Source organism: Pukyongia salina (assembly GCF_002966125.1).
In the GTDB taxonomy this organism is placed as follows: Bacteria; Bacteroidota; Bacteroidia; order Flavobacteriales; family Flavobacteriaceae; genus Pukyongia; species Pukyongia salina.
The window spans coordinates 2,006,886-2,032,319 of record NZ_CP027062.1; the positions used below are offsets into that span (position 1 = coordinate 2,006,886).

The 25,434-nt window shown below is 42.3% G+C and carries 26 protein-coding genes; 12 read left to right on the forward strand and 14 right to left on the reverse strand.

Going from position 1 to position 25,434, the window contains the following annotated elements:
* Positions 1-13 precede the first annotated feature (13 nt).
* On the forward strand, positions 14-2,644 hold the full coding sequence (locus C5O00_RS09075; RefSeq protein ID WP_105216560.1) for a valine--tRNA ligase: 2,631 nt from the start codon (positions 14-16) through the stop codon (positions 2,642-2,644).
* On the opposite strand, the gene C5O00_RS09080 is transcribed toward C5O00_RS09075, so the two are convergent.
* The 6 genes from C5O00_RS09080 to rsfS all read right to left on the reverse strand — a co-directional run bounded on the left by C5O00_RS09080 (position 2,645) and on the right by rsfS (position 7,434).
* Complete coding sequence (locus tag C5O00_RS09080) at positions 2,645-2,911, reverse strand: acyl-CoA-binding protein (protein WP_105216561.1); 267 nt, start codon at positions 2,909-2,911, stop codon at positions 2,645-2,647.
* A gap of 2 nt (positions 2,912-2,913) precedes the next feature.
* Positions 2,914-3,564 carry a phosphatidylserine decarboxylase family protein gene (locus C5O00_RS09085; RefSeq protein ID WP_105216562.1) on the reverse strand — a complete coding sequence of 217 codons (651 nt, stop codon included), beginning with the start codon at positions 3,562-3,564 and terminating at the stop codon, positions 2,914-2,916.
* Positions 3,554-4,357 (reverse strand): phosphatidate cytidylyltransferase, encoded by an 804-nt coding sequence (locus tag C5O00_RS09090; RefSeq protein WP_105216563.1) that lies wholly within the window; start codon positions 4,355-4,357, stop codon positions 3,554-3,556. Before C5O00_RS09090 ends, C5O00_RS09085 begins: the two co-directional genes overlap by 11 nt.
* Positions 4,358-4,360: 3 nt before the next feature.
* A complete protein-coding gene (locus C5O00_RS09095; protein ID WP_105216564.1) occupies positions 4,361-4,963 on the reverse strand; it encodes an LUD domain-containing protein in 603 nt (200 codons plus the stop codon).
* Between the two features lie 87 nt (positions 4,964-5,050).
* A complete protein-coding gene (gene ftsH, locus C5O00_RS09100; protein WP_105216565.1) occupies positions 5,051-7,045 on the reverse strand; it encodes an ATP-dependent zinc metalloprotease FtsH in 1,995 nt (664 codons plus the stop codon).
* A 17-nt stretch (positions 7,046-7,062) separates the two neighbouring features.
* Complete coding sequence (gene rsfS, locus C5O00_RS09105) at positions 7,063-7,434, reverse strand: ribosome silencing factor (RefSeq protein ID WP_105216566.1); 372 nt, start codon at positions 7,432-7,434, stop codon at positions 7,063-7,065.
* 86 nt (positions 7,435-7,520) lie between these two features.
* Between rsfS and C5O00_RS09110 the strand changes: the two genes are divergently transcribed.
* Positions 7,521-8,252 (forward strand): biotin--[acetyl-CoA-carboxylase] ligase, encoded by a 732-nt coding sequence (locus C5O00_RS09110; protein ID WP_105216567.1) that lies wholly within the window; start codon positions 7,521-7,523, stop codon positions 8,250-8,252.
* Here C5O00_RS09110 and C5O00_RS09115 read toward each other — a convergent pair.
* Together C5O00_RS09115 and pyrE are read right to left on the reverse strand one after the other, a co-directional pair.
* A complete protein-coding gene (locus C5O00_RS09115; protein ID WP_105216568.1) occupies positions 8,246-8,641 on the reverse strand; it encodes an orotate phosphoribosyltransferase in 396 nt (131 codons plus the stop codon). The genes C5O00_RS09110 and C5O00_RS09115 overlap by 7 nt on opposite strands.
* A 32-nt stretch (positions 8,642-8,673) precedes the next feature.
* The gene (pyrE, locus tag C5O00_RS09120; protein WP_105216569.1) at positions 8,674-9,342 is read right to left on the reverse strand and encodes an orotate phosphoribosyltransferase; all 669 of its coding nucleotides are present in this window, start codon (positions 9,340-9,342) and stop codon (positions 8,674-8,676) included.
* A gap of 7 nt (positions 9,343-9,349) precedes the next feature.
* On the opposite strand from pyrE, the gene C5O00_RS09125 reads away from it, so the two are divergent.
* Positions 9,350-9,973, forward strand: coding sequence for an NUDIX hydrolase (locus tag C5O00_RS09125; RefSeq protein ID WP_105217621.1), 624 nt, complete (start codon positions 9,350-9,352; stop codon positions 9,971-9,973).
* Here the strand turns inward: C5O00_RS09125 and C5O00_RS09130 are convergent.
* Complete coding sequence (locus C5O00_RS09130; RefSeq protein ID WP_105216570.1) at positions 9,941-11,686, reverse strand: M14 family metallopeptidase; 1,746 nt, start codon at positions 11,684-11,686, stop codon at positions 9,941-9,943. The two genes, C5O00_RS09125 and C5O00_RS09130, sit on opposite strands and share 33 nt — an antisense overlap.
* Before the next feature lie 144 nt (positions 11,687-11,830).
* On the opposite strand from C5O00_RS09130, the gene C5O00_RS09135 reads away from it, so the two are divergent.
* Complete coding sequence (locus tag C5O00_RS09135; RefSeq protein WP_105216571.1) at positions 11,831-12,751, forward strand: T9SS type A sorting domain-containing protein; 921 nt, start codon at positions 11,831-11,833, stop codon at positions 12,749-12,751.
* A 72-nt stretch (positions 12,752-12,823) separates the two neighbouring features.
* Positions 12,824-13,336 carry an O-acetyl-ADP-ribose deacetylase gene (locus C5O00_RS09140; RefSeq protein WP_105216572.1) on the forward strand — a complete coding sequence of 171 codons (513 nt, stop codon included), beginning with the start codon at positions 12,824-12,826 and terminating at the stop codon, positions 13,334-13,336.
* A 44-nt stretch (positions 13,337-13,380) separates the two neighbouring features.
* Here C5O00_RS09140 and rho read toward each other — a convergent pair whose 3' ends face one another.
* Positions 13,381-14,997: a transcription termination factor Rho gene (rho, locus tag C5O00_RS09145; protein ID WP_105216573.1), complete on the reverse strand. Its 1,617-nt coding sequence runs from the start codon at positions 14,995-14,997 to the stop codon at positions 13,381-13,383.
* Positions 14,998-15,194: 197 nt separating this feature from the next.
* On the opposite strand from rho, the gene C5O00_RS09150 reads away from it, so the two are divergent.
* On the forward strand, positions 15,195-15,605 hold the full coding sequence (locus tag C5O00_RS09150; RefSeq protein WP_105216574.1) for a DUF4293 domain-containing protein: 411 nt from the start codon (positions 15,195-15,197) through the stop codon (positions 15,603-15,605).
* A gap of 86 nt (positions 15,606-15,691) precedes the next feature.
* On the opposite strand, the gene C5O00_RS09155 is transcribed toward C5O00_RS09150, so the two are convergent.
* A complete protein-coding gene (locus C5O00_RS09155) occupies positions 15,692-16,183 on the reverse strand; it encodes a metallophosphoesterase family protein (RefSeq protein WP_105216575.1) in 492 nt (163 codons plus the stop codon).
* Between the two features lie 71 nt (positions 16,184-16,254).
* Between C5O00_RS09155 and truA the strand changes: the two genes are divergently transcribed.
* Positions 16,255-17,001, forward strand: a complete 747-nt coding sequence (gene truA / locus C5O00_RS09160) for a tRNA pseudouridine(38-40) synthase TruA (RefSeq protein ID WP_105217622.1) — start codon at positions 16,255-16,257, stop codon at positions 16,999-17,001.
* A complete protein-coding gene (locus tag C5O00_RS09165; RefSeq protein ID WP_105216576.1) occupies positions 17,002-18,765 on the forward strand; it encodes an ABC transporter ATP-binding protein in 1,764 nt (587 codons plus the stop codon).
* Here C5O00_RS09165 and C5O00_RS09170 read toward each other — a convergent pair.
* The 3 genes from C5O00_RS09170 to folP form a co-directional block, all read right to left on the reverse strand.
* Positions 18,729-19,487 carry a DUF3667 domain-containing protein gene (locus tag C5O00_RS09170; RefSeq protein WP_158676815.1) on the reverse strand — a complete coding sequence of 253 codons (759 nt, stop codon included), beginning with the start codon at positions 19,485-19,487 and terminating at the stop codon, positions 18,729-18,731. The genes C5O00_RS09165 and C5O00_RS09170 overlap by 37 nt on opposite strands.
* 71 nt (positions 19,488-19,558) lie before the next feature.
* Positions 19,559-20,341: a diadenylate cyclase gene (locus tag C5O00_RS09175; protein ID WP_105216578.1), complete on the reverse strand. Its 783-nt coding sequence runs from the start codon at positions 20,339-20,341 to the stop codon at positions 19,559-19,561.
* A gap of 45 nt (positions 20,342-20,386) precedes the next feature.
* On the reverse strand, positions 20,387-21,217 hold the full coding sequence (gene folP, locus C5O00_RS09180) for a dihydropteroate synthase (RefSeq protein WP_449421189.1): 831 nt from the start codon (positions 21,215-21,217) through the stop codon (positions 20,387-20,389).
* Positions 21,218-21,269: 52 nt separating this feature from the next.
* On the opposite strand from folP, the gene C5O00_RS09185 reads away from it, so the two are divergent.
* From C5O00_RS09185 to tpiA, 4 genes are all read left to right on the forward strand, one after another.
* On the forward strand, positions 21,270-21,812 hold the full coding sequence (locus C5O00_RS09185) for a DUF1599 domain-containing protein (protein ID WP_105216579.1): 543 nt from the start codon (positions 21,270-21,272) through the stop codon (positions 21,810-21,812).
* Entirely contained in the window at positions 21,809-23,524 is a 1,716-nt protein-coding gene (locus C5O00_RS09190) for a BT_3928 family protein (RefSeq protein WP_105216580.1), read from the forward strand. The genes C5O00_RS09185 and C5O00_RS09190 overlap by 4 nt, the downstream gene beginning before the upstream one ends.
* Positions 23,525-24,601 (forward strand): ABC transporter permease, encoded by a 1,077-nt coding sequence (locus tag C5O00_RS09195; RefSeq protein ID WP_105216581.1) that lies wholly within the window; start codon positions 23,525-23,527, stop codon positions 24,599-24,601. It begins immediately after the preceding gene.
* Between the two features lie 65 nt (positions 24,602-24,666).
* Positions 24,667-25,419 carry a triose-phosphate isomerase gene (tpiA, locus tag C5O00_RS09200; RefSeq protein WP_105216582.1) on the forward strand — a complete coding sequence of 251 codons (753 nt, stop codon included), beginning with the start codon at positions 24,667-24,669 and terminating at the stop codon, positions 25,417-25,419.
* Positions 25,420-25,434: the final 15 nt, after the last annotated feature.

The window sequence follows — 25,434 nt, forward strand, 5'->3', positions numbered from 1 at the left end:
ATCAGACCAAACTATGGGTTTAGCGGCGAAATATAGTGCTGAAAGCGTTGAGAACAAGTGGTATAGCTACTGGATGGAACATGGCTATTTTCATTCCGAAGTGGACGAAAGAGAGCCTTATACCATCGTTATTCCTCCTCCCAACGTAACGGGAGTACTTCATATGGGCCATATGCTCAACAATACCCTACAGGATGTGTTGATAAGGAGAGCACGTCTGCGTGGCTATAATGCCCTATGGGTGCCGGGAACAGACCACGCTTCCATTGCTACCGAAGCCAAGGTAGTGGATAAACTCAAAAAAGAAGGCATCGAAAAACACGATATCTCCCGAGAAGAGTTTATAGATCATGCCTGGGAGTGGACACACAAACATGGTGGGATCATTCTGGAACAACTGAAGAAATTAGGTGCTTCCTGCGATTGGGATCGTACTAAATTCACCATGGATGACGATCTATCGGAGTCTGTGATCAAAGTATTTGTGGATCTATACAAAAAAGGGAAAATCTATCGCGGATACCGTATGGTAAACTGGGATCCGGAAGCGAAGACAACCCTCTCAGACGAAGAGGTGTTTTATGAAGAAAAACAGGGTAATCTATATCATCTAAAATATCAGATAGAGGGCAGTAACGATTTTTTGATCATTGCAACCACCAGACCTGAAACAATCTTAGGTGATACCGCAATTTGCATCAATCCGGAGGATGAGCGTTATACTCATTTGAAAGGAAAAAAAGCAATTGTGCCTATCTGTAATCGTGTGATCCCCATCATTGAAGACGACTATGTTACCATGGAGTTTGGTACCGGATGCCTGAAAGTAACACCCGCACATGATGAAAACGACAAGATCCTGGGCGATAAACACAATCTGGAAGTAATCGACATCTTCCATGACGATGCAACCTTAAATAGTTTCGGCCTGCATTACGAAGGCATGGATCGTTTTGAAGCCAGAAAGGAGATCGTTAAAGAATTGAAGCGAATGGATGTGGTCGATAAGATCGAACAACATACCAACAAGGTAGGAACCAGTGAACGCACCGGGGCCGTGATCGAACCTAAACTTAGCGATCAATGGTTTTTGAAAATGAAAGAACTTGCACAACCCGCACTGGATGCCGTGCTGCAGAAAGATGTCAATCTCGTTCCGGAAAAATTTGTAAATACTTACCGCCACTGGATGGAGAATGTTCGCGATTGGAATATATCTCGTCAACTCTGGTGGGGGCACCAGATACCGGCATATTATTATGGCGAGGGCAAAGACGACTTTGTCGTGGCAGAATCCAAGGAAGAGGCATTGGTATTGGCTCGTGAAAAAAGCGGTGATTCCCAGTTAAAAGCTGCAGATCTCACTCAGGATCCCGATGTGCTGGATACCTGGTTCTCTTCATGGCTATGGCCAATGTCTGTTTTCAATGGTATTCTCGATCCCGATAATAAGGAAATTAAGTACTACTATCCCACTAATGACCTGGTAACAGCCCCCGAGATCCTATTCTTCTGGGTAGCTCGAATGATAATAGCCGGCTTCGAATATCGTGGCGAAAAACCCTTTGAAAACGTTTATTTAACGGGTATTGTTCGGGATAAACAACGCAGGAAAATGAGTAAATCCCTGGGTAATTCGCCAGACCCCATAGCGTTAATGCAAGAATATGGAGCCGATGGTGTAAGAGTAGGGATGTTACTTAGTTCGCCAGCCGGAAACGACCTTATGTTCGATGTAGACCTCTGTAAACAGGGGAGTGGTTTTGTGAATAAGATATGGAATGCGTACCGACTTATAGATGGCTGGGAAGTTGCTGAAGATAAACAACCTTCCGAAGCTGCTACTATGGCAATTAACTGGTATAAGCATAAATTCAATAAGACGCTGGTAGAGATCGAAGATCACTTCGGTAAATATCGCATTAGTGATGCCCTTATGGCCACTTACAAACTGGTTTGGGACGATTTCTGTTCCTGGCTGCTGGAAATGGTGAAACCGGCCTACGGGGAACCTATAGACGGTACTACTTATAATGGAATTATTGAGATACTGGAAGATAACCTTAAAATTTTGCATCCCTTTGTTCCTTTTGTTTCTGAAGAGATCTGGCAACACCTTAAAGAGCGAACTTCTAAAGAGGCGCTTATCATATCCCAATGGCCTGAAGCAGGTGATTTTGATGCTAAAACAATACGAGATTTCGAATTTGCTTCTGAAGTGATCTCAGGTATTCGAACCATCCGAAAGGAAAAGAACATTTCGTTCAAGGAACAAATAAGTCTCTCGGTGATCAATAATGAGAAATCTTCAGAAAGCTTCGACCCGGTAATTGTGAAGCTAGGAAATCTCTCTCAACTCAACTACGTATCCCAAGCAATGGAAGGAGCACTTACCTTCAGGGTTAAGTCGAACGAGTATTTTGTTCCGGTGGCCGGCGCTATAAACGTGGAAGAGGAAATAGCCAAGATCCAGGAAGAATTAAATTACACGGAAGGCTTTCTTAAAAGTGTTCAGAAAAAATTAAGTAACGACAGATTTGTAAATAACGCACCGGAGCAGGTAGTGAATATGGAGCGTAACAAAGAGGCCGATGCCCTGGCTAAAATCGAAACCTTAAAGGCCAGCCTCGCAAGCCTGAAATAATTATTTTCTGTAAATAAAATATTGCTTTACCGTATCGATGTACAGTTCCTTGGCCTCATCAACGGTAAGGTGCTGTGTCTGAAAAAGCGCATTGGTCTTGAAAGCGTTTATTAAAGGCTTCTTGCCGCTGGGCCTGTCTTCATCGTTTGTGGCTCGCTTATAATAGGCGTATAAGCGCAGCAGTACATCGGCCGGAAATGGTTCGGTATGGTTGTTTATGCTGTCCACCGCCTTCTGAAATTCGATATCCAGGTCTGTACGTGTCATTACTATTTTGAGGCCAAAACGGTTATTCCTCCTTTTACTATCTCGTTTAATTCTACGTCTACTTTTACATCGAGTGGAAGAAAAACATCCACTCTGGAGCCAAATTTTATAAAGCCACTATCAGACGCCTGTTCAACCTGCTGTCCGCTCTCTGCGTAATTAACAATACGTCGCGCCATGGCCCCGGCAATTTGCCTGTGTAATACATCTCCAAATTCTTCCGAATGCACTACTACTGTAGTTCGTTCATTTTCCTCACTGGATTTAGGATGCCAGGCCACCAGGTATTTCCCGGGATGATATTTACTATATACCACCTTTCCACCTACCGGATAACGGGTAACATGTACGTTTATTGGCGACATGAACACAGATATCTGTAATCGTTTTTCGTTGTAGTATTCCTTCTCGAAGACTTCTTCAATAACCACTACTTTTCCATCAACCGGCGACAGTACCGTTTTATCATTCAAGGTAAAGTGTCGATTCGGATTCCTGAAGAACTGTAAGATGAGGATGAGCAGCACAACCAAAATAGCAATTAAACTATATTTCCAGACTGTGTTCTCAATATACAAGTGAGCCGCTAAACTCAAGGAGATACACAGTGCGAGTGCAATGAGAATGATCTTATTTCCTTCCTTATGAAACATATTCAGAAATTTCTATAAAAGCATAAATAAACGGACCGGCATAGATAATACTATCTAACCTGTCGTATAAACCACCATGACCCGGCATGAGAATACCGCTGTCTTTCACCCCGGCCTGTCGTTTAAACTTGGACTGTATGAGGTCACCTATAGTACCAAAGATCGACGCGATAAACGCCATGAATATCCACATCCATAATGGATAATAATCCAGATAATTAAAGATAATGAATCCTGCTAAAATAGATCCGGCAAGCCCTCCAAGAAATCCTTCTTTGGTTTTTTTGGGAGATATCCTCTCAAGTAGTTTCCGCCTACCAAAATTCTTTCCAATGAGGTAAGCAAAACTATCATTGCTCCATACCAATATAAATACGCCAACGATCACCTCGGGTTTAAAACTGCCATCCTGCATTGGGATTAGGGTAAGAAAGACAAACCCACTTATAAGATAGAAAATCACAGCAATGTATTTCTTCTTTTCAAACATGGGGATCTTGCTGGTCCAGAGTAGGTCCTTAAACAAAAAACCACTTACAAAACAGCACATGATTAAGAGCAAAAGAACTGCATTGTCATCGAAGATTCGATAACTAAAAAAATAGAAGAACAATCCCAGAATAAGATAAGCCGCGATGCTCTTTAAGCGGATTAGACGAAGAAATTCATTGAGAGTTATTGCGGCGAGTACAAAGAAGAGACCCATAAACCATTCGCGCGATGTGAACATAGAAAAAATGACTATCGAGATGTATAACACACCCGATATAGAACGCACGATAAGTTCCTTCATAAATTACAGGTCTTCCAGTAACAGCAAATATAGGTTTTTTGTGCTACTTCCATAACTCATGAAGTCCTTTTCTTTGTTCGTTTCGAAGTCCTGAATGGTTGTAATATTGCTCGGGATATGGAGCTTATTGCGGGATTTGATCTTGCGAAGCCCCTCACTGATATTTTCTACCAACTGACTAGTTGTTGCAAATATCACGAAGTTGGCGGGCAATTCGTGTAGTTTTTTCTCTTTGATCTGTTTCGAACACAAAAGTATAGAACCATTGTTCGCTACCAGCGATTCGCAGTTGGATAAAAAGAAGGTCGCATTGGCCTTTGTGATGAAATTTAAATTGAAACCGTCAAAGCGAGAGGTCAACATTTCATCCAGACAAAAAACATCCCGCTCGTACCAATCGTTTTCAAGCAGGATATTATCAAATGCTTCCAGGATCTCCTCCATATTTTCACAGTAGAGGAACTTACCCCCATTGCGATTAAAGTTATAAGTAAATCTTTCGTCGATGGGAAGCGTTTCCTCAGGGTAATATTTACTGTGATCAGAATTTTTTACTTTGTCTTCTGACTTGCCTTTAGGATTTAAAAGTCTTTTAAATAGACTCATTACAGGGTGTTGAGGAGTTGATTTAATACACTTAACCTCAAATATATAAAATCTATACTGAAGTTATGTTAGAGTAAATCTAAACTTTTAAGATTTAGGCTGAACAGGTTCCTCCGGTTTTACGGCTTCATCCTCAGACTTTTCGTCAATTGGTTCCTCAGGAATTCTGGGTTTGAACGGTCTTTTTCCGAATATCCGCTCCAAACTTTCCTTAAAGATCACTTCTTTTTCCAGAAGTTCATCGGCCAACTCTGTTAGTTTATCTTTATTTTTCTCAAGTAGCTCGATCGCACGTTGATACTGTACTTCGATAAGGTTGGAAATCTCCTTATCTATGAGCTCTGCTGTCTTTTCACTATATGGTTTGGTAAAGCCATACTCATTTTGACCTGATGAATCGTAATAAGTTAAATTACCAATGGTATCATTAAGTCCGTAAATCGTTACCATGGCCCGAGCCTGCTTGGTAACCTTTTCGAGATCACTTAAGGCACCCGTGGAAATCTTACCGAAGATCACCTTTTCTGCTGCACGCCCCCCCATAGTGGCACACATTTCATCCAGCATCTGTTCCGGCCTAACAATAAGACGTTCTTCCGGAAGGTACCAGGCCGCACCAAGAGATTGGCCTCGTGGTACAATAGTTACCTTCACAAGAGGTGCAGCATGCTCCAGCATCCAACTAACCGTTGCATGGCCGGCCTCATGAACCGCGATCGCTCTCTTCTCATCGGGTGTAATGATCTTGTTCTTTTTCTCAAGTCCACCCACTATCCTGTCTACAGCATCAAGGAAATCCTGTCTGCCTACGGCTTTCTTTTCGTTTCTGGCTGCTATCAATGCTGCTTCATTACAAACATTGGCTATATCGGCCCCAGAGAATCCGGGTGTTTGTTTGGCAAGGAAATCGGTGTCCAGGCTATCGTCCTTCTTTAACGGACGCAGATGTACTTCAAAAATTTCTTTTCGTTCTCTTACATCGGGTAGATCTACATAGATCTGACGGTCAAAACGGCCCGCACGCATTAAAGCCTTATCCAGTACGTCTGCACGGTTGGTTGCGGCAAGAACAATTACGTTGGTATTGGTGCCAAAACCATCCATCTCTGTGAGTAATTGGTTGAGGGTATTCTCTCTTTCATCATTAGAGCCGGAAAAATTATTTTTTCCCCTGGCACGTCCTATCGCATCGATCTCATCAATGAAGATTATGGAAGGCGACTTCTCCTTGGCCTGCTTGAACAGATCTCGTACACGCGAAGCACCCACCCCAACAAACATTTCAACGAAATCTGATCCGGATAGGGAGAAAAACGGAACTTTTGCTTCGCCAGCCACAGCTTTCGCTAGGAGAGTCTTACCAGTTCCCGGAGGACCTACCAATAAGGCACCTTTAGGGATTTTACCCCCCAGAGAGGTGTATTTGGAAGGATTCTTCAGGAAATCCACGATCTCTTGTACTTCTTCCTTTGCTCCTTCCAGTCCGGCCACGTCTTTGAACGAAGTTTTTACATCCGTCTTTTCATCGAATAGCTTGGCCTTGGATTTTCCAATATTAAAGATCTGTCCGCCTGCTCCACCACCAGCTCCCGCAGACATCCTTCTCATGATAAAGATCCATATCCCGATTATTACGATAAAAGGTAGTAAGGTGAGGAAAAGTTCTCCCCACATATTGCTATCTGTATTCCAGATGATCTTAGTGTCCAGATTATTTTGAGACTTTATCTCATTGATCTTGTTCTCAAAATTCTGCAGGTCGCCAAACTCGAACTGATAGTAGGGTTCGTTAGCTGCCGCAGGGAAGAAACTTTTAGTTTTATTGTTAGTATGTACAGATTTTTGTCTGGCTTCGGTAGTGAGGTATACCTGCGCTTTTTTCTTATTGATGATCTCAATTTTCTCCACATCTCCATCCCGAAGATAGTTCTCGAATTCAGACTGCGTTGTCTTGGCAGGCTGAGACCAGCTACTTCCTCCAAAAAATTGTATGCCCAGAAAGATCATGATAATAGCCGCATAGATCCAATATGCATTGAACCTTGGCTTTTTGATCTCTGGTTTTTTATTCTCGTTCGCCATAGGGGCTTTAATTTATTTTAGTAAGTGGTTTCAATTTTAACAGACCTGGCATCTCCCCATAGTCCTTCTATGTCGTAGAATTCTCGAATGTGCTTCTGAAAAACATGTACTACCACGTGCACATAATCCAGTAACACCCATTCGGCATTTTCACTTCCTTCGACATGCCAGGGTTTTTCTTTTATTGATTTGCTAACTATTTTCTGAATTGAATTAACGATCGCATTAACCTGAGTATTCGAGGTACCGTCACAGATTATAAAATAGTCGCATACTGTATTTTCAATCTCTCTAAGATCCAGAATTTCAATGTTCTGGCCCTTTACTTCTTCAATTCCTGATATTATTTGAGTTACAAGTTGATCTGTCGCGGATTCTCTCTCTAACATTAATGATTTTTTATTTGCGCAAAGTTATTACTTTTTTGTTTCTTGAAACGTTATAAAAAGTGTAAAGTAACACATTCCTAAACCACTTGGATTTAATCAAACTTAGTGCCATTACGTCTACCAACAGCTATCTTAAGGAGATGTGTACCCAAACGCAGCTTAAAGATGCTACCGTTGTATGGGCGCAAGCGCAAACCGAGGGTAGAGGGCAACGCGGATCAACCTGGCAGTCGGAACCGGGTAAAAGCCTTACATTTAGTGTGTTAAAGCGTTTTCATAACCTTTCCACAACAGAACATATTCTAATAAATATGGCCACTTCCCTTGGGGTCGCGAAGGCGTTGGATAAACTTAAAATCCCTAAAGTAGCTATAAAGTGGCCAAACGACATTATGTCATACGATAAGAAATTGTGTGGGATTCTTATAGAAAATCAACTAAAAGGAAAGCTACTGTCATCAAGTATCATTGGGATAGGACTCAATGTAAATAACGTGGAATTCGATAATTTACCCCAGGCGGGTTCTTTGTTCACTATAACAGGAAAGAACTATGAGCTCGAGGAAGTATTGGAATTGATGGTTCGATGTATCTTAGAAGAATTAGAAAAGCTTGAAATTTCAAGCCATGACGAGCTCAAAACAGGTTACGAAGCAAGATTATTCAGAAAAGACGAAATCTCGGTTTTTGAGCGTGAAGATGGAACACTTCTCAATGGTATCATTCGCGGTGTTAACCGGGAAGGAAATTTATGTGTGGAATTGGAAGATGAGAGTCTGGCCGAATTCAGCCTGAAAGAAGTAAAGCTTCGTTATTGAAGTTTTTCCAGATTAGTGGTGAGAGTTTCCAGGAATTTAGTGATAGGTCCTTTGATCATCATCGCCATCATAGGATTGAAGTCACCATTAAAAATCAGTTCGGCTTCGGAGTTACCTTCGTCAATTTCGTTGATATTAGCGGTTAGCTGAAAAGGAATTTTGTCGCTAATGGCCCCTAATACTACTTTTTCGGGAGCTTCAACCTCTTTTACTTCAAGCCCGATCTCCGGCATACCTTTCAGGGCAAAGACAAACGATTTCTCGCTAAGAACCTCAAATTTGCTGATATTTTCCGGCATGAGTTCCTCGAAATTCTTAACATCGCTCAAATAGGAGCAGAGGTCCTGAGCAGATCGCTTCACATTTACTTTTTTACTTTCAATTTGCATGAGTATAGGATAGATTTTGCCGGATGGGCATATTAGTTATTTTCGGGCTTTACTGCCATAGTAGGGTTCCAGTTCGCCGGATCGGTTCGCCATTGCGCTAATAGGGCATTTTCTTCGGAGGTGATATATCCGGACCTTTCGGCCTGTTCGACGATTTCGGCATAATCGCTCAACGTATGTAAGGTTACTCCGGCTTCGGCAAAATTCTTTTCAGAAATATCAAAACCATAGGTAAAAATGGCAACCATGCCTTTTACGTTCAAATCGGCTTCTCGCAAGGCCTCCACCGCAGCCAGGCTGCTCTTTCCGGTACTGATAAGATCTTCAACCACCACCACATTTTGGTGTGGCTGTACAAAACCTTCTATCTTATTTTGTCTTCCGTGTTTCTTGGCTTCAGGCCGAACATAACAAAAAGGGACGTTTAAATAATCGGCTACCAGCATTCCTATCCCAATGGCACCTGTGGCTACTCCGGCAATCACATCAGGCTTACCGTATAGTGTCTCGATCTGGCTGGCTATCTGCTCTCTAAGAAAGTTCCTTATCACAGGAAAGGAGAGGGTTATACGGTTGTCGCAGTAGATTGGCGATTTCCATCCTGAGGCCCACTCAAAAGGGTTTTGTGGTTGTAATTTTATTGCATTAATTTGCAAAAGTAATTCGGCCGTTTTTTGAGCGGTCTCTTTGTTTAAAATCATACTGCAAATGTATAAAGTTTTTGTGAAAGACATTCCAATAATTCTCTCAACAGAGAAAAATATTGGTAAGCAGTATACCTCCATTCCACTGAAATTTGCGCGGTTTAAGAAATTGATCAAAAAGATCAATAAAGGGAAACTGATCTATGTGAATCTGTATCACAAAAATGAAGAGAAACTGGAAAGATTCCTTCGGAAAAAATTACCTGTTGTAGAAGCCGCGGGGGGATTGGTTTATAACAATAAACGGGAGATACTTTTTATATATCGCAACGGGAAATGGGATATTCCTAAAGGGCGAATAGAAAAGAATGAAAGTCATCAGGAAGCCGCTGTAAGAGAAGTGGAAGAGGAAACCGGAATAGAGGGGCTGGAGGTGAAAAAATTTCTTACTACTACCTATCACGTGTTCAAAAGAAACGGAAAATTCAAGCTGAAGGTGACCTATTGGTTTGAAATGTATTCTGAATTCGACGGTGATTTCATTCCTCAGATCGACGAAGGAATCCTAAAGGTGAAATGGAAGAACTTTGAAAAGACCCAGAAAGCGCTTCGCGATTCGTACGAAAATATCAAACTCTTGTTTCCCAAAGAATATCTACTCACTCACCCGAACGACAGGGTAACGTAAATGCGCTTTCTCATAATTAGGTGAACGCTTGTGGATCCAGTCTAACTGGGCAAACCAATTGTTTCTGAAATTAGCATCTTCCAGTTTTTTATTTTCAAAAGCTTCTTTGATCTCCGGATTGTCCTGAAGAAATTGATATGCCATATCTTCCCATACATAAGGTGAAAAACCTTCTTTTTGCTGTAAGATGGCGTCGAAATAATTCCAGTTAAAGAACGAATCGGGCGCGGTGGGCTCGAGAGTTTCCAATAAGTAACGTATCCCTGGCTGGTTGGTTTCAACTATATAATCTCCCGCCTGCACCTTAACTTCTTCGTTCTCAACACGTACTACCGTATTATAATGAGGATAATGTCCTTCATACGCATTTCGGCTGGTATTATAGGAATCGATGTAGTACACTTCGGCAGAAACCAAGGTGTCCTTTTTTACATAGTCGCATTTTATTTTATTCAATCGCAGCAGCTCTACAACATTCCAATAACCACCGGAGATTATATATTGTTTCGGTATGGTGACCGAACTGGCAGGTTTATAGTGGTTGTAGTAGGTTATTTCCTTTTCAAACGGCTGGTTTCTGTCGTAATGTAGACGCTGTGCTCCGGTTACTTCGCTGGGGATCATTTCGGCTTCAAATCCTTTAAATTTAAGAGTTGAGGTTTTGGTGCTGTCCAAGGTCCAGCTTAAGGGATATAGATCCCCAATCTTATAACTGCTGTTGGCTGCTTTCCTTAGATTAAGGATAACTTCCCAGTCTGAATCGGCAATGGAAATAAATTCAATTAACAGGGCGTAGGTTCCGTCCACCCGATCCTTATAGGGTTTCAGCATATGAGTTTCAATCATCATTCCCAAGGTATTATACAGGCTTGTATATCCGGTCGAGTACCTGGGGCCATCCATGAATTGCGAAAAACCAGCTTCGGGTGTACGGTTAAATACATTTACATAAGGTGTTATTTCCCAGTTTCTCTTCTGAAGTGAATCTTCCAGTCTTGGACGAAAAGTATTCTCCACATAGTCGCCCAGTACCCCACCCAACTTGTTGTGTTGGGTAAACAAATGGGTAAGTGTATATTGATAGTCTGCTCCATTACTTACATGCGTGTCGACAAATAGGTCTGGCTTTACTGTTTGGAAAAGATCTATGAACGCCCTGGCGTTTCGTGTGTCTGCCTTGATGAAGTCCCTATTCAGGTCGTAATTTCGTGCATTACCTCTAAACCCGTAGGATTCGGGTCCGTTTTGATTGGTTCTTGTCGTGCTGTTACGGTTTAATGCTCCTCCTATATTATATACAGGTATTACTGCAACAATAACATTCGAGGGAGTGGGGATCTTTGCCTCGGCCAGGTTTCTCATAAGCATCATAGAGGCATCGATACCATCGCTTTCACCCGGGTGGATACCGTTGTTTATTAAAATGATGATCTTTTCATCGTCCCCGGAGAATTCCGACTCGAAACTTCGGTTGGGATTAAAAGTAACCAGATGAAGAGGTTTCCCGCTGTCGGTTTTGCCCATCTCGTACATGGCGATCGACGTATGTTTCTCGGAAAGCTTGGTGTAAAATTCGATCACTTCATCATAAGTAGCGGTTTCTTTACCTTCAGATCGTTCGAATGTTAAAGTGAAATCGAAGTCGTTATTTTCAGAATTATTACTACAGGAAAACAGGATGGAAAGTAGAAATATGATGATTGGTTTTTTCATAACGAAAATGCTTAAAATTGAGAAGATTGTAACAATATCGCCTAATAAGGGCAAAAATTGGCAAAAAAAAGTAGGAAAAGGTTACTTTTAATTACTGTGCTTTTATATATTTGTGGGACAATATTAAACTTTAAACTGTTAATTATGAAAAAAATTACTTTATTACTCTGTGCGATCGCATTTAGTGCTGTGGGAGTTAATGCCCAGTCTAACGTAGGTCCATCGCCTTACGAGTCGAATCCTGTTCCTAGTAACGTACGTATGGATATCCTATCTCACACTCCAGGTGCTACCCTTAATGGTGGTGCTGTAGCTTGTGCTGATACTGGTGGTGGTGGAACTACTACTAACTCTTGGTGGAGATCTTATACACCTGCAAACTTCGGTTACACCGGAAATTTTGAGGTTCAGGGATTACAAACTGCACACACTTATGATGATATCTCTGGATTAGGAGAGCCTATCAACATTAACATCAACGCCTGGACTAGTGATGACGTGTTCCCGGCCGGTAACTTTACTTTATTAACTTCTGCTGCGCTTCAGGGAGATGCTTCTTCTGCAGATCAGTTACTTGATCTTAGCTTCGATACTGCCGAGGTTGTAGATGCAAATACTGAAGTTATTCTTGAGTTCTTCGTAGCCGATGGTGTTTCTATTTCTAAAGACGTTCGTATCTACAATACTACAGATCCAGAAAATGCACCTAGCTACCTTTCTTCTGTAGATTGTGCTATCACAGATCCTGTAACAACAGCTAGTATTGGATTCCCGGATGAAAGAGTTGTACTAAACCTTATTGGTGAAACAAGTCTTTCAGTTGGTGATAACACACTATCTGAACTAGTATCTGTATTTCCTAACCCAATGAACAATGTTCTTAATGTTAATGTAGCTGGAAACATTGAAATTAGCAATGCGAGCATGTTCGACCTTCTAGGGAAGAATACAGGTGTACAGTTAGTAAATGGACAAATGGATACTTCTAGCCTTGCAAGAGGTGTTTATATCCTAAACGTTGAAACTTCTGCAGGTACTCTTACTCAGAAAGTAGTGAAGAGATAATTATATACGCCTATATAAATTAAAGCCCCGCTAGCGGGGCTTTTTTTATACCCAAAATGCACGCAAACCGTAATGAAGATAGAAATAATACAAGGAGATATCACCCAAATCGAAGCCGATGTTATCGTTAATGCGGCCAACACCTCACTATTGGGAGGAGGTGGAGTTGACGGTGCTATCCACAGAGCCGGCGGACCTCAGATCCTGGACGAGTGTATGGCCATTCGAAACAGACAAGGAGGGTGTAAAGTGGGAGAAGCAGTGATCACTACTGCTGGTAATTTGAACGCCAGGAAGGTGATCCACACGGTTGGACCCAAATGGAATAATGGTAATTCGAACGAAGCAGAATTACTTCGGAATTGTTACCTCAACTGCCTTGAACTCGCCGAGTCATTTAATTTTACCTCCATAGCTTTTCCCAATATCAGCACGGGTATTTACGGCTATCCGAAAGAGGCTGCAGCCCAAATCGCTTACGAAGCTATTACCGGTTTTAAAGCTCAGGAACTGGAATCGATTATCCTGGTTTGCTACGATGAAGAAAATTATCTTCTCTACACAGAACTCTTCAAACACAAATAAAAAAGCCCCAACTCGGGGCTTTTTTATTTTTTAACTATAAAAATTTATCCGTTCATGGAGATGAGGAATTCCTCATTGTTCCTGGTGGATTTTATTCGTTCGTTGATAAATTCCATGGCTTCCACAGGATTCATATCGGCCAGGTACTTTCGCATCACCCACATTCTCTGGATCGTATTGTCATCAAGCAACAGATCGTCCCTTCTCGTACTGGACGAAGTAAGATCGATGGCTGGGAAAATACGGCGATTCGAGATCTTTCTGTCTAACTGAAGCTCCATATTACCGGTTCCTTTAAATTCTTCGAAGATCACTTCATCCATCTTCGATCCGGTTTCGGTAAGTGCGGTTGCAATGATACTTAAAGACCCTCCGTTCTCGATATTTCTGGCCGCTCCAAAGAAGCGTTTTGGTTTGTGTAGCGCATTTGCGTCCACACCACCACTTAATATTTTTCCACTGGCAGGCTGCACTGTATTATACGCCCTTGCCAAACGGGTAATAGAATCCAGAAGGATCACTACATCGTGACCACATTCTACAAGACGTTTCGCTTTTTCAATTACAAGATTAGCGATACGCACATGCTCGCTGGCTTCTTTGTCGAAAGTGGATGCTACCACTTCTCCGCTTACATTTCGCTGCATATCGGTTACTTCCTCCGGACGTTCATCTATTAGCAAAATGATCTGGTATACTTCCGGGTGATTAGCGGCAATTCCATTTGCGATGTCTTTTAGCAACATCGTTTTACCTGTTTTTGGCTGGGCCACTATCATACCTCTTTGTCCTTTACCTAATGGCGTAAAGAGATCTATGATTCGTGTAGATACGTTACTCTGGCGCTCGGCTATATTAAACTTTTCCTGTGGGAAAAGAGGCGTAAGGTGCTCGAAAGAAACTCGGTCTCTAACCACATTCGGACTAAGGCCGTTGATCTTGTTCACCTTTATAAGCGGGAAGTACTTTTCACCTTCTTTCGGTGGACGAACTTCTCCAAGTACTGTATCTCCAGTCTTTAATCCGAATAGACGGATCTGCGATTGTGAAACATAAATATCATCCGGCGAGGACAGGTAATTATAATCACTGGAACGCAGGAATCCATAACCATCCTGCATAATATCAAGCACTCCTTCGCTCTCGATGATACTGTCAAATTCGAAATCCGGCTCTTTATATCTGTTGCGATTGTCCTTGTTTCCGTTTTTTCCGGAGGACTTGTCTTTATTATCGCGTTTATTATGGTCTCTTTTCTGGTGATCACTCTTTGTGTCCACCCCCTGTTTATTATCTCCAGATTGGCTGTTATCGGACTTAGGGTGTTGAGCTGATTTTTGTGATTTGTTGGGCTGATTGCGCTGTCCGCGATTATCAGGACGCTTATTATCGCTGCGATTGTTATCGTTTCTTGGATTGCGCTGGCGCTGGTCGCGGTTGTCTCTATTTTGTGCCTTTTGAGGCGTTTCTTCTTCTGTTTTTTCTGAAGGGGCTTCCGCTGTAACAGCCTTTACTGCGGTGGGATTGGCTGCCTGGTAATCAAGGATTTGATACACCAGATCCAATTTTTTCAAACTTCGGTATTTAGGTACACCTAATGTTTTAGCTAGTTCCTGAAGTTCAGGTAACTTCTTTGCTTTTAATTCTGAAATTTCAAACATTTAAAATTCTATAAGTTTAATTGATAAATTGTGTCTTTAACAGACGAGGATAGTAAGTTGAAAAATAATTGAAGACTAAGTAACCGAAATCGAGATGGTTACCGATTGGTACTGCAAGTATACAACAATAAATTATATTTTGCATTTAATTCTTTTAAAAAGAAACCTTATTTTTGCGTTCAATTAGATAGGCTGCTATGCTACAACGTATACAAACGGTATATCTTATCATTTCTGCTCTCGTTATGGGAGCTTTATATTATTGGTTTCCAACGGTGAGTGATGAAGCCGGAAATGCAATAATTAGTAGGGATGAACCGTTAGTTTTAGGCCTTATAGGCATATCAGTTCTGTTAACTGTTATTTCGATCTTTAATTTTAAAAGGCGTAAAGGACAATTTGTTCTCAATCGCCTTACTATAATATCAAACTTTGTATTACTGGGAGTTTTCGTATACAGGTCGCTAACTTTATCCGGAGAGACTTTGGTCTCGGAGAAGGGTATTGGGGTGCTTTTTCCCATCATTTCTATCGTTTTTTTAGTGTTAGCCAATAAGGCTATCAAAAGGGACGAGGATCTCGTAAAATCTGTAGACCGTTTACGCTAAACCATACATCTTAGTATATTAGTGCAAAACCCCTGAAGTATGCCAACTTCAGGGGTTTTTATTTTTTTACACGATCTGTTCGCGCCTTAACGTTTGTACTCGATTACCTCCAGGTTCCCAATCTCCGAACCACTTATGGTAAACCTAAGCATAGTTCTCACCTTGTGAAACCCATGTTTACCAATGGCTCCGGGGTTCATATGTAGGAGCCCAAGTTTCTTGTCGTTCATCACCTTTAGTATATGTGAATGTCCGGTAATGAAAAGACGGGGAGGATTTGTTCGTATCGCTTCGCGTATGGACGGGCTGTACCGGCCCGGATAACCACCTATATGCGTGATCCATACGTCCACCTGCTCACACACGAACCTGTTGTGAAGAGGGAACTCTGCGCGGATAGCTGCGTTATCAATATTGCCGTATACTGCCTTTAAGGGTTTTAGTTTGGCGATCGCATCGGTAACAGAGGAATCGCCAATGTCTCCGGCATGCCAGACCTCATCTGCTTGCTTAACGTGTTTTAATATTGTTTCATCTATATAACCATGCGTATCACTAAGCAAGAGTATTTTTTTCATTGGTTTCTATCAGAGACTATAAATCACAGGCTGGTTTGCCTATCTTTGCTTATTCAAAAGTAAAGGAATTCTTGCGATATTTTCTCGACTTATCATTCAATGGAAAAAATTATCACGGATGGCAGATCCAACCCGATGCCATTAGCGTGCAGGAAGTGGTAGAGCGTACACTATCTGTTTATTTTCGAACCGAAATTAAAGTAACCGCTGCAGGTAGAACCGATACCGGTGTACATGCCTCTCAGATGATAGCACACTTCGATCTGGAAACCAAAATCGATTCTGTTGAAGAGACCATATTTCGGCTCAATTCTTTCCTGCCTAAGGACATAGCGATAGAAGATTTATATGAGGTAAGAGATGAGGCCCATGCCCGATTCGACGCCACCGAAAGGGAATATCAATACGGGATCGTGCTAAATAAGGATCCGTTTCGTATCGATGTAGCACATCAGATCTTCCATGTACCGGATGTGGGAAAGATGAATAAAGCCGCAGAATTATTATTAGGCTATAAGGATTTCCAATGTTTCTCACGTTCCAATACCGATGTAAAGACGTATTATTGTGATATCAAACTGGCCAGGTGGGAATTTGAAGATAATTTTCTCACTTTCACGATCCGCGCCGATCGTTTTCTGCGAAATATGGTAAGGGCGATCGTCGGGACCCTCCTGGATGTTGGAAATGATAAGATTTCGATCTCTCAATTCGAAGAGATCATTAAAAGTAAAGACAGAACCAGGGCAGGGGCATCGGCTCCCGCCCAGGGGTTATTCCTCACAAGGGTAACCTATCCGGAAACTATTTATAAATAAATGGCAGCCTCAGGCAAAGCATTCGATTTTAAACTTTTTAAGCGGTTATTGGCGTACACCAATGCATATCGCCTTACCTTTTATTTTGTGGGCTTCGCCGCCATAGTAATGTCTGGACTTTCCATATTACAACCGGCGCTTTTAAGGCAGGCTATAGACAACTCTATAATTCCTCAGGACGGTGAAGGGCTGATGTTTTACATCATCTTAATGATAGCTGTACTTATCCTGGATGTTATTTTTCAGTTTGCTTTTATTTTTTACGCCAACTGGCTGGGACAAAGTGTGATAAAAGATATCAGGGTAAAACTTTTCCGGCTTATGCTCAGTTTTCAAATGAGGTATTACGATAAAAGCGCCGTAGGGAGGTTAACAACCCGCGCCGTTAATGATATCGAAACCATTTCAAGCATCTTTAGTCAGGGCTTGTTCATGATAATAAGCGACCTGCTGAAAATGCTTGTGATCATGGGATTCATGTTGTATCAAAGCTGGCGATTGTCCCTCATTGTTTTTGCCATATTACCCATTATACTCTATGCTACCCGGGTATTTCAACGGGCAATGAAAACTGCTTTCGAGGAGGTTCGAAATCAGGTGGCAAATCTTAATTCCTTTGTTCAGGAGCGTATCACAGGGATGAAGATCGTCCAGATATTCACGCGGGAAGAAACAGAATATGAACGATTTCAGCAGATCAATGAAAAGCACAAAAAAGCGTGGATAAAAACCGTATGGTACAACTCGATCTTCTTCCCAATTGCGGAGATGTCTTCCAGTGTGGCTATTGGTATGATCGCCTGGTATGGCGGGCTCAATGCAGCTGAAGGTGGCGTGATCACGGTTGGATTGATCGCAATGTTCATTCAACTGTCTCAAATGCTTTTCAGACCCCTTCGGCAGATCGCCGATAAGTTTAACACCTTACAAATGGGGATGGTTGCAGCAAACAGGGTGTTCGGTATCCTGGATACCAAATCGCATATCCAGGATCACGGCACAGTGGAAATGTGCAGAAGCGAAGGCCTTATAGAATTCGATAATGTTCACTTTGGCTATAACGATGATGAAGAGGTGATCAAGGGAATTTCGTTTATGGTTAATCCAGGAGAGACCGTTGCTATTGTGGGGGCCACCGGCGCAGGGAAGTCTACCATAATCAATCTACTGAGCCGTTTCTACGAGATAAACGCAGGTGAAATTAGGATTGATGGTATAAACACGAAGGAATATACCCTTTCATCTCTTCGAAAACAGATAGCTGTTGTATTACAGGATGTCTTTCTTTTTGCAGATTCCATTGTTAACAACATCACTCTTAACGATCCCGGGATTTCCGAGGCCGATGTAATTTCGGCGGCGAAGGAAATAGGGGTACATAAATTTATAGAATCCCTTCCGGATGGGTATCGCTATAACGTTCAGGAACGGGGTACAACTCTTTCATCCGGGCAGAGGCAACTTATAGCCTTTCTACGTGCCTACGTTAGCAATCCCGAGATACTCGTGCTTGATGAAGCGACTTCATCTGTAGATTCTTATTCAGAAGAAATGATTCAGAAAGCAACCGAAAAGATCACCCACGGCAGAACTTCTATTGTGATCGCACATCGTCTGGCAACGATCAAGAAGGCAGATAAGATCCTGGTTATGGAAGCCGGTAAGATTGTAGAAACCGGGACTCATAGTGAACTACTGAAAAGGGAGGACGGCCATTACCGCAATCTTTACGAGGTCCAGTTCATGGCAGAAGAGATGCTATAAGATACAGCTTTTTGAGCCTTCTGGGCTTCGATCATCTCTTCCATGGCGCCGGTTTTAAACATGATCACCGCCATGATTATAGAAAAAATAACGAACAGGATAAATAAAACGACCAGGAACAAAAGTGTTTTCAAAAGTATCTTGGGCACACTAAGTGCAAAGAGCCGCTTGAGGCAATACGCACTGTAAATGATCTGGATGAGAATGGAAACCATGCCCAACACCCCCATATTCCAACCTAGTATCACCCCAATGAAGGTTAGAAATAACCCAAAGATGGTCATTTGTGAAAGAATATACATAAAGATGACCAGGTGCTCTGTGTAGTTGTATTTTTTATAATTCAAGAACACCACTTTTGAAATAAGCGCATAAAGTGGTACATACAACATCATGATCATTGATTGGTATTCGGATACAAATGCAAGGTTTTTATTGTTCATTTCCTCCGATCCTTCTACAGAGATAGACGAAAGGTCCATCACTTCGGGAAAGAATTTATTCAGGATATATAGTTGTAACCCCGCCAGGGTAATGGAAATAGCGAAATAACTAATTACGTTTACGTATCGCTTTCGGGTACCGTCAATATAGCTGCCTATAACTACTTCCGGCATTTTAAGCATGTCGATAAATGTGCGAAGAAATTTATTGTCGTAATTAAGAAATTGTTCGCTGAAATGCTCCAATAGATTTTTAAACGTGAGTCTATTTCGTATCACTTTGGCGCCGCATTTGTGGCAGTAATCAGATTCCTCGGATAGTTGGTGGTTACAATTTTTACAATTCATGCCTAGCTGAGGTCTTTTTCGAGGATACGCTTTAGTTCTTCCATGTCTTCAAAAAGGACAAAATCACCTTCTTTCACATAAGAGATCTGTCCGTTTTCTTCCGAAACTACCAGGCAAACCGCATCGCTTTTTTCGGTAATTCCAATGGCCGCTCTGTGACGAAGACCGAAGCGTAACGGGATATTCCTGTCGTTAGAAACCGGCAGGATCGCTCGAGTTGTTGTGATGGTATTGTCTTCAATGATCATGGCTCCGTCGTGCAACGGACTATTTTTAAAAAAGATGCTTTCAATAATTGGCTGATTTACCGATATATTCATAGCATCGCCTGTACTTTTAACAAAATCCAGGCTGTTATTACGCTGGATCACAATAAGAGCTCCAGTTCTTGAAGTTCCCATTTTTCCACAGGCATTAACAATGGCGTTGATGTTGGTGTTTGCTGTGGTTTCTTCTGAAAAGAATTTAAGTCGCTTGAATAATTTTTTCCTCGCCCGGAAATTGGTGGAACCCAGAAGTAACAAAAACTTTCTGATCTCCTGCTGAAATACTACCACCAGTGCCAGCATTCCCACTCCCAGGAAGCCGCCTAGGACTTTGCTAAGCATTTCCATCTCGAGAAGTTCGGTGATCTTCCAGGTGGCATAGAGAATTACAATTCCGAAGAAAATATTGATAGCTACCGTGCCTTTAACCAATTTATAGAGGTAATAAAGTAAGAAGGCGACCAGCACTATGTCGACAATATCTATAATCCGAATGTTGGTCCAATCAAAAAGATCCAAGGCGTGCAGGGTTTTTGTAAAAGTAGTTTAAAAATTTAAAAGTTGCTAGGCTCTTTTAAGCTCAGAAATTAGGGAAATACACTCCATTGCCTCCTTAACATCATGTACACGTAAAATATTCGCGCCCTTAAGCAATGCTATGCTGTGAAGGGCAGTGGTTCCGTTTAAGGCGTTTTCGGGAGTAGTGTCCAATGTTTTATAGATCATCGATTTTCGGGATATTCCTATCAGAATAGGGAGCTCCAGTTCTTTAAACAATTCCAGTTCGTTGAGCAGGGCGAAACTCTGTGCTCGTGTTTTCGAAAACCCGAAACCGGGATCTATGATGAGGTCATTGATACCCGCAGCATTCGCCTCCTTTATCCTCCCCGAAAAATAGGTAAGCACATCCCGGGTAAGCACATCGTAGTTAGTGTTTTGTGTCATTGTTTGAGGAGTGCCTCGCATATGCATGGCTATATAGGGAACTTTCAATTGGCCAGCAGTGTTAATCATCTCCGGGTCCAGCATACCACCTGAAATATCATTTATAAGAGCTGCCCCAATCGAAATGGCTTGTCGAGCTACCTCGCTACGGAAGGTATCTATGGAAATAATAGCCTCAGGAAATTCCTGCAGGATGGCCTCCAGTGCAGGCAATACACGATTAAGTTCTTCTTCCTGGGAAACATCACTGGCGCCCGGTCTCGAACTGTAGCCTCCCAGATCAAGGAAGCTGGCTCCTTCCTTTAGCATACGCTCCGCCTGCAATAATATTTCTCTGCTAGTTGTGGTTTTTCCACCGTCGTAAAATGAGTCTGGCGTGAGGTTGATAATCCCCATCACCCGAGGGGTGGTTAGATCGATAAGCTTCCCTTTACAATTGATCGAATACAATTTTTTAAATTGATTTATTTAAGCGAAATTTACGCAAAATCTCAGAGACCTGATGTCCGATACTTCCAAACAATACGATGCAGTCATTACCCGTTGCAGAGACTTATTTGAAAAAAAAATGAAAGATTATGGAAGTGCATGGCGAATACTTCGCTTGCCATCACTTACCGACCAGATCTTTATCAAGGCACAGCGAATCCGTAGTCTTCAACAGAACGATGTTCGAAAAGTGGATGAAGGAGAAGTTAGCGAGTTTGTGGGGATCATCAATTATTGTATCATGGCCCTCATCCAATTGGAAAAAGGAATCGTAGAACAGCCCGACATGGCATTGGAGGAGGCGCTTTCCTTATACGACGAAAAGGTGGCACTTACCAAACAGCTTATGATGGATAAGAATCACGACTATGGCGAAGCATGGCGAGATATGCGTGTAAGCTCATTAACAGATCTTATTCTGCAAAAACTCCTGCGTGTAAAGCAGATCGAAGATAATAAAGGAAAAACCCTGGTTTCCGAAGGGATCGATGCTAATTACCAGGATATGATAAATTATGCGGTTTTCGCCCTAATTCATTTAAAAGCATATTCATGAAAATAGTAGTTGGCATTTCCAGAGTATTTGTAGGCGTCTTATTTATAATTAGCGGACTCATAAAACTAAATGACCCGGTAGGTTTCTCCTTTAAACTTCAGGATTATTTTGCTCCGGAGGTGCTCAACCTTGAATTTCTCACACCCTATGCCCTGGTGATAGCAATATTTGTAGTGATCTACGAAGTATTACTTGGAGTTATGCTCCTGGTTGGTTATGCCCGAAGATTTACGCTTTGGAGCCTGCTACTAATGATCGTATTCTTCACATTTCTAACTTTTTATTCGGCAGTGACAGGAAAGGTTACCGATTGCGGATGCTTTGGGGATGCACTTAAGTTAACACCCTGGGAGTCGTTCTACAAGGATGTAGTTCTATTGGTGCTTATCCTGATCTTGTTCTTCGGAAGAAAATATATTCAGCCCTTTTTTAGTAGAAATATCCGCAGTATTACGGTATTCGCTTCCCTGGTGGTATGCCTGGGAATCACCTATCACGTACTGATGCATTTACCTATTATCGATTTCAGGCCCTATAAGATCGGGGCCAATATATCTGAAGGGATGACCATCCCAGAGGATGCGCCTAAACCTATCTTCGAATATGCCTGGAAGTTTCAAGTGAACGGAGAAGAAAAAGTGATCGTTACTAACGGGGATTATCCGCAGCAGGATGGTGAATTTATTGGCGTGGAGACCACAGAGATACAGGCGGGCTACGAACCACCCATTCACGATTTCAGTATGGAAAGGGGAGGAGAAGATCATACCACCACTTTCCTGAACATGGAAAATCTTATTGTGGTGATCGCCTACAATCTTAGTGTTTCTGAAATGGATGGCTTTAATAAGATCAAGACGGTAACAGACGACGCGCTGGCGAAAGGATATCGGGTGATCGGACTTTCAGCTTCTTCCGAAGAAGATACAGAAGCACTTGCCAGCGACTACAAGCTAAATTTCAAGTTTTACTTTTGCGATATGACGACCTTGAAAACGATCGTACGAAGTAATCCCGGAATTCTGGAGCTTCAGAAAGGAACCATTAAGCAAAAACTACATTGGAACGATGCGTCAGAATTGAAATTGCGCAACCTTCCGGAAACGAGCGTACAGCCAGACCCGGTCCTAAAGAAATCCCTCGATAGTATCGCAGTGCTCGATCAGCGATACCGCAAACTGATGTACCTGGAAACAGAAGAAGAACGTGAAAAAGCCGCGCTTGAAGCAGGTTTTGAAGAGGCGGATTATTCAATTGGATCATTATGGGCTAAGCAAGCTGCCATAGACAGTTTGAACATGAATTATATAACAGGGATCTTCGATACGAGGGGTTATCCCGGTACATCCATGGTAGGCGATGCAAATACGGCAGCCTGGTATGTATTGCAGCACAATCCCAAGCATATTGAAAAATATCTACCCATGATCAAAGAAGCTGGGCAGAAGGGCGAGATTCCCTTTAGATTGGTTGCCATGATGGAAGACCGATATCTCATGGGAAAAGGAGAGCCTCAGATCTATGGAACTCAAGGGATGACCTACGATGATGAACGCGGCGATCTCATTTGGCCTATTGCCGATCCGGAAGGTGTAAATGAGCGGAGAAAAGAGGCCGGCTTCGAAACGACCATTGAGGCTTATGCGAAGAATCTGTTTGGAGAAGACTTTGAGTACAAGGTATTAACCATGGAAGATGTTAATAAAGACTAGGTGGTTGGATATATACTTCAAAAATTTGGTTACGCACTCCTCACACTTCTGGGGGTAGTAACAGTAATATTTTTACTTTTTACCATATTACCCGGTGACCCTGCACGCATGATGCTGGGACAGAACGAAACCGCAGAGCAGGTAGCTATTGTGAAAAAGAAGTATGGTTTCGATAAACCGATCGGGAAACAATACTTATACTACCTAAACGATCTTTCTCCCCTCTCCTTTCACAGCCTTAACGAGGGCGATTATACCTTCCTTTCGGAGGATAAATACAACGCACAAACGCTTTTTGAAACTGCAAGTACGGCGGTGGTTATCAAACCTCCCTATCTGCGTGAGTCCTTTCAGAAAAATGGAAAGAAAGTAAGTGATGTGATATCCGAAACCTTGCCTAATACCACCATCCTTGCTATTTCGGCCATTATCATAGCGATGCTTTTAGGGATATTACTTGGTATCATATCGGTACTCTTCAAAGATGGATGGATAGATAAGACCATACAATTGGTAAGCACCTTTGGGATGAGTGTACCTTCCTTTTTCAGTGCGATTATCTTTGCCTGGATCTTTGGCTATTTATTGCATGAATATACCGGCCTAAATATGACCGGCAGTCTCTACGAGGTAGACGATTTTGGCGAAGGGAAGTACGTAATGTGGAAGAATCTAATCCTCCCTGCTGTTGTGCTGGGGATTCGTCCGCTGGCGGTTGTAACACAGCTCATGCGTAATTCGCTGCTCGAAGTTTTGAGTCAGGACTATATCCGTACAGCAAAGGCCAAGGGTCTGGCGTTTTTCACTATAATTCGCAGGCACGCTTTGAAGAACTCCCTCAACCCGGTAGTTACGGCCATCTCCGGATGGTTTGCCTCCATGCTTGCCGGGGCGGTTTTTGTGGAGTATATCTTTGGGTGGAATGGCCTGGGTAAAGAAATTGTAGATGCTTTAAACACTCTGGATCTGCCTGTGATCATGGGAGCGGTCCTGGTTATTGCAACTTTGTTTATATTCATAAATATTATGGTAGATGTAATTTACGGCTGGCTGGACCCGAAGATAAGCAGGCAATAGCCAAGCTGGTAATTGAAAAAAATAACATACCAACTCGCATATATATTAACACCAACACACAACTCATGAGAAAACAAATTGTAGCCGGAAACTGGAAAATGAATTGCGACCTGGCGGAAACCGAGGCACTTTTAAATGTATTGAAATCACAGATCATACCGGAGTCGACGCAGGTTATGGTGGCGCCTCCATTTACCAATCTGCAACACGCCTTCCAATCGGTTAAGGACCACCCTATAACCGTTGCCGCACAGAATATGCACCAGGCTGAGAACGGCGCCTATACCGGAGAGGTTTCGGCGGCCATGCTGAAGAGTGTTGGAATAAAACATGTGATCCTTGGTCATAGTGAACGGCGAGCTTATTTCGGAGAAAATAATGCGCTTCTGGCGGAGAAAGTGGCAACAGCCTTTCGCTATGATATGACCGTGATCTTTTGTTTTGGAGAAGAATTGATAGACCGTCAGCACGGACGCGAATTTGATGTGGTTAAAGATCAATTAAAGCATGGGATCTTTCAAATTTCTGAAAACGACTGGAAGCAGGTAATACTTGCCTACGAACCGGTTTGGGCCATCGGAACAGGGGAAACTGCCAGCCCGGAACAGGCGCAGGAAATGCATGCTTTTATACGTCGCACTATTGCCGAACACTTTTCTGAGGCGACTGCAAAGGAAGTATCGATATTATATGGAGGAAGTGTAAAACCCGGAAATGCAGCAGAGATATTTGGTAAAGAAGATGTGGATGGTGGTCTCATTGGGGGAGCCTCTCTGGACGCGGAAAGCTTTATGGCCATTGTAAACGCATTTAAATAATTTGCATCAGAGCAA

Excerpts from the sequence above, each read along its gene's own strand:
- C5O00_RS09075 (WP_105216560.1), top strand. The coding sequence starts at position 14 with ATGGGTTTAGCGGCGAAATATAGTGCTGAAAGCGTTGAGAACAAGTGG.
- C5O00_RS09080 (WP_105216561.1), bottom strand. The coding sequence starts at position 2,911 with ATGACACGTACAGACCTGGATATCGAATTTCAGAAGGCGGTGGACAGC.
- C5O00_RS09085 (WP_105216562.1), bottom strand. The coding sequence starts at position 3,564 with ATGTTTCATAAGGAAGGAAATAAGATCATTCTCATTGCACTCGCACTG.
- C5O00_RS09090 (WP_105216563.1), bottom strand. The coding sequence starts at position 4,357 with ATGAAGGAACTTATCGTGCGTTCTATATCGGGTGTGTTATACATCTCG.
- C5O00_RS09095 (WP_105216564.1), bottom strand. The coding sequence starts at position 4,963 with ATGAGTCTATTTAAAAGACTTTTAAATCCTAAAGGCAAGTCAGAAGAC.
- ftsH (WP_105216565.1), bottom strand. The coding sequence starts at position 7,045 with ATGGCGAACGAGAATAAAAAACCAGAGATCAAAAAGCCAAGGTTCAAT.
- rsfS (WP_105216566.1), bottom strand. The coding sequence starts at position 7,434 with ATGTTAGAGAGAGAATCCGCGACAGATCAACTTGTAACTCAAATAATA.
- C5O00_RS09115 (WP_105216568.1), bottom strand. The coding sequence starts at position 8,641 with ATGCAAATTGAAAGTAAAAAAGTAAATGTGAAGCGATCTGCTCAGGAC.
- pyrE (WP_105216569.1), bottom strand. The coding sequence starts at position 9,342 with ATGATTTTAAACAAAGAGACCGCTCAAAAAACGGCCGAATTACTTTTG.
- C5O00_RS09125 (WP_105217621.1), top strand. The coding sequence starts at position 9,350 with ATGTATAAAGTTTTTGTGAAAGACATTCCAATAATTCTCTCAACAGAG.
- C5O00_RS09130 (WP_105216570.1), bottom strand. The coding sequence starts at position 11,686 with ATGAAAAAACCAATCATCATATTTCTACTTTCCATCCTGTTTTCCTGT.
- C5O00_RS09135 (WP_105216571.1), top strand. The coding sequence starts at position 11,831 with ATGAAAAAAATTACTTTATTACTCTGTGCGATCGCATTTAGTGCTGTG.
- C5O00_RS09140 (WP_105216572.1), top strand. The coding sequence starts at position 12,824 with ATGAAGATAGAAATAATACAAGGAGATATCACCCAAATCGAAGCCGAT.
- rho (WP_105216573.1), bottom strand. The coding sequence starts at position 14,997 with ATGTTTGAAATTTCAGAATTAAAAGCAAAGAAGTTACCTGAACTTCAG.
- C5O00_RS09150 (WP_105216574.1), top strand. The coding sequence starts at position 15,195 with ATGCTACAACGTATACAAACGGTATATCTTATCATTTCTGCTCTCGTT.
- C5O00_RS09155 (WP_105216575.1), bottom strand. The coding sequence starts at position 16,183 with ATGAAAAAAATACTCTTGCTTAGTGATACGCATGGTTATATAGATGAA.
- C5O00_RS09165 (WP_105216576.1), top strand. The coding sequence starts at position 17,002 with ATGGCAGCCTCAGGCAAAGCATTCGATTTTAAACTTTTTAAGCGGTTA.
- C5O00_RS09185 (WP_105216579.1), top strand. The coding sequence starts at position 21,270 with ATGTCCGATACTTCCAAACAATACGATGCAGTCATTACCCGTTGCAGA.
- C5O00_RS09190 (WP_105216580.1), top strand. The coding sequence starts at position 21,809 with ATGAAAATAGTAGTTGGCATTTCCAGAGTATTTGTAGGCGTCTTATTT.
- tpiA (WP_105216582.1), top strand. The coding sequence starts at position 24,667 with ATGAGAAAACAAATTGTAGCCGGAAACTGGAAAATGAATTGCGACCTG.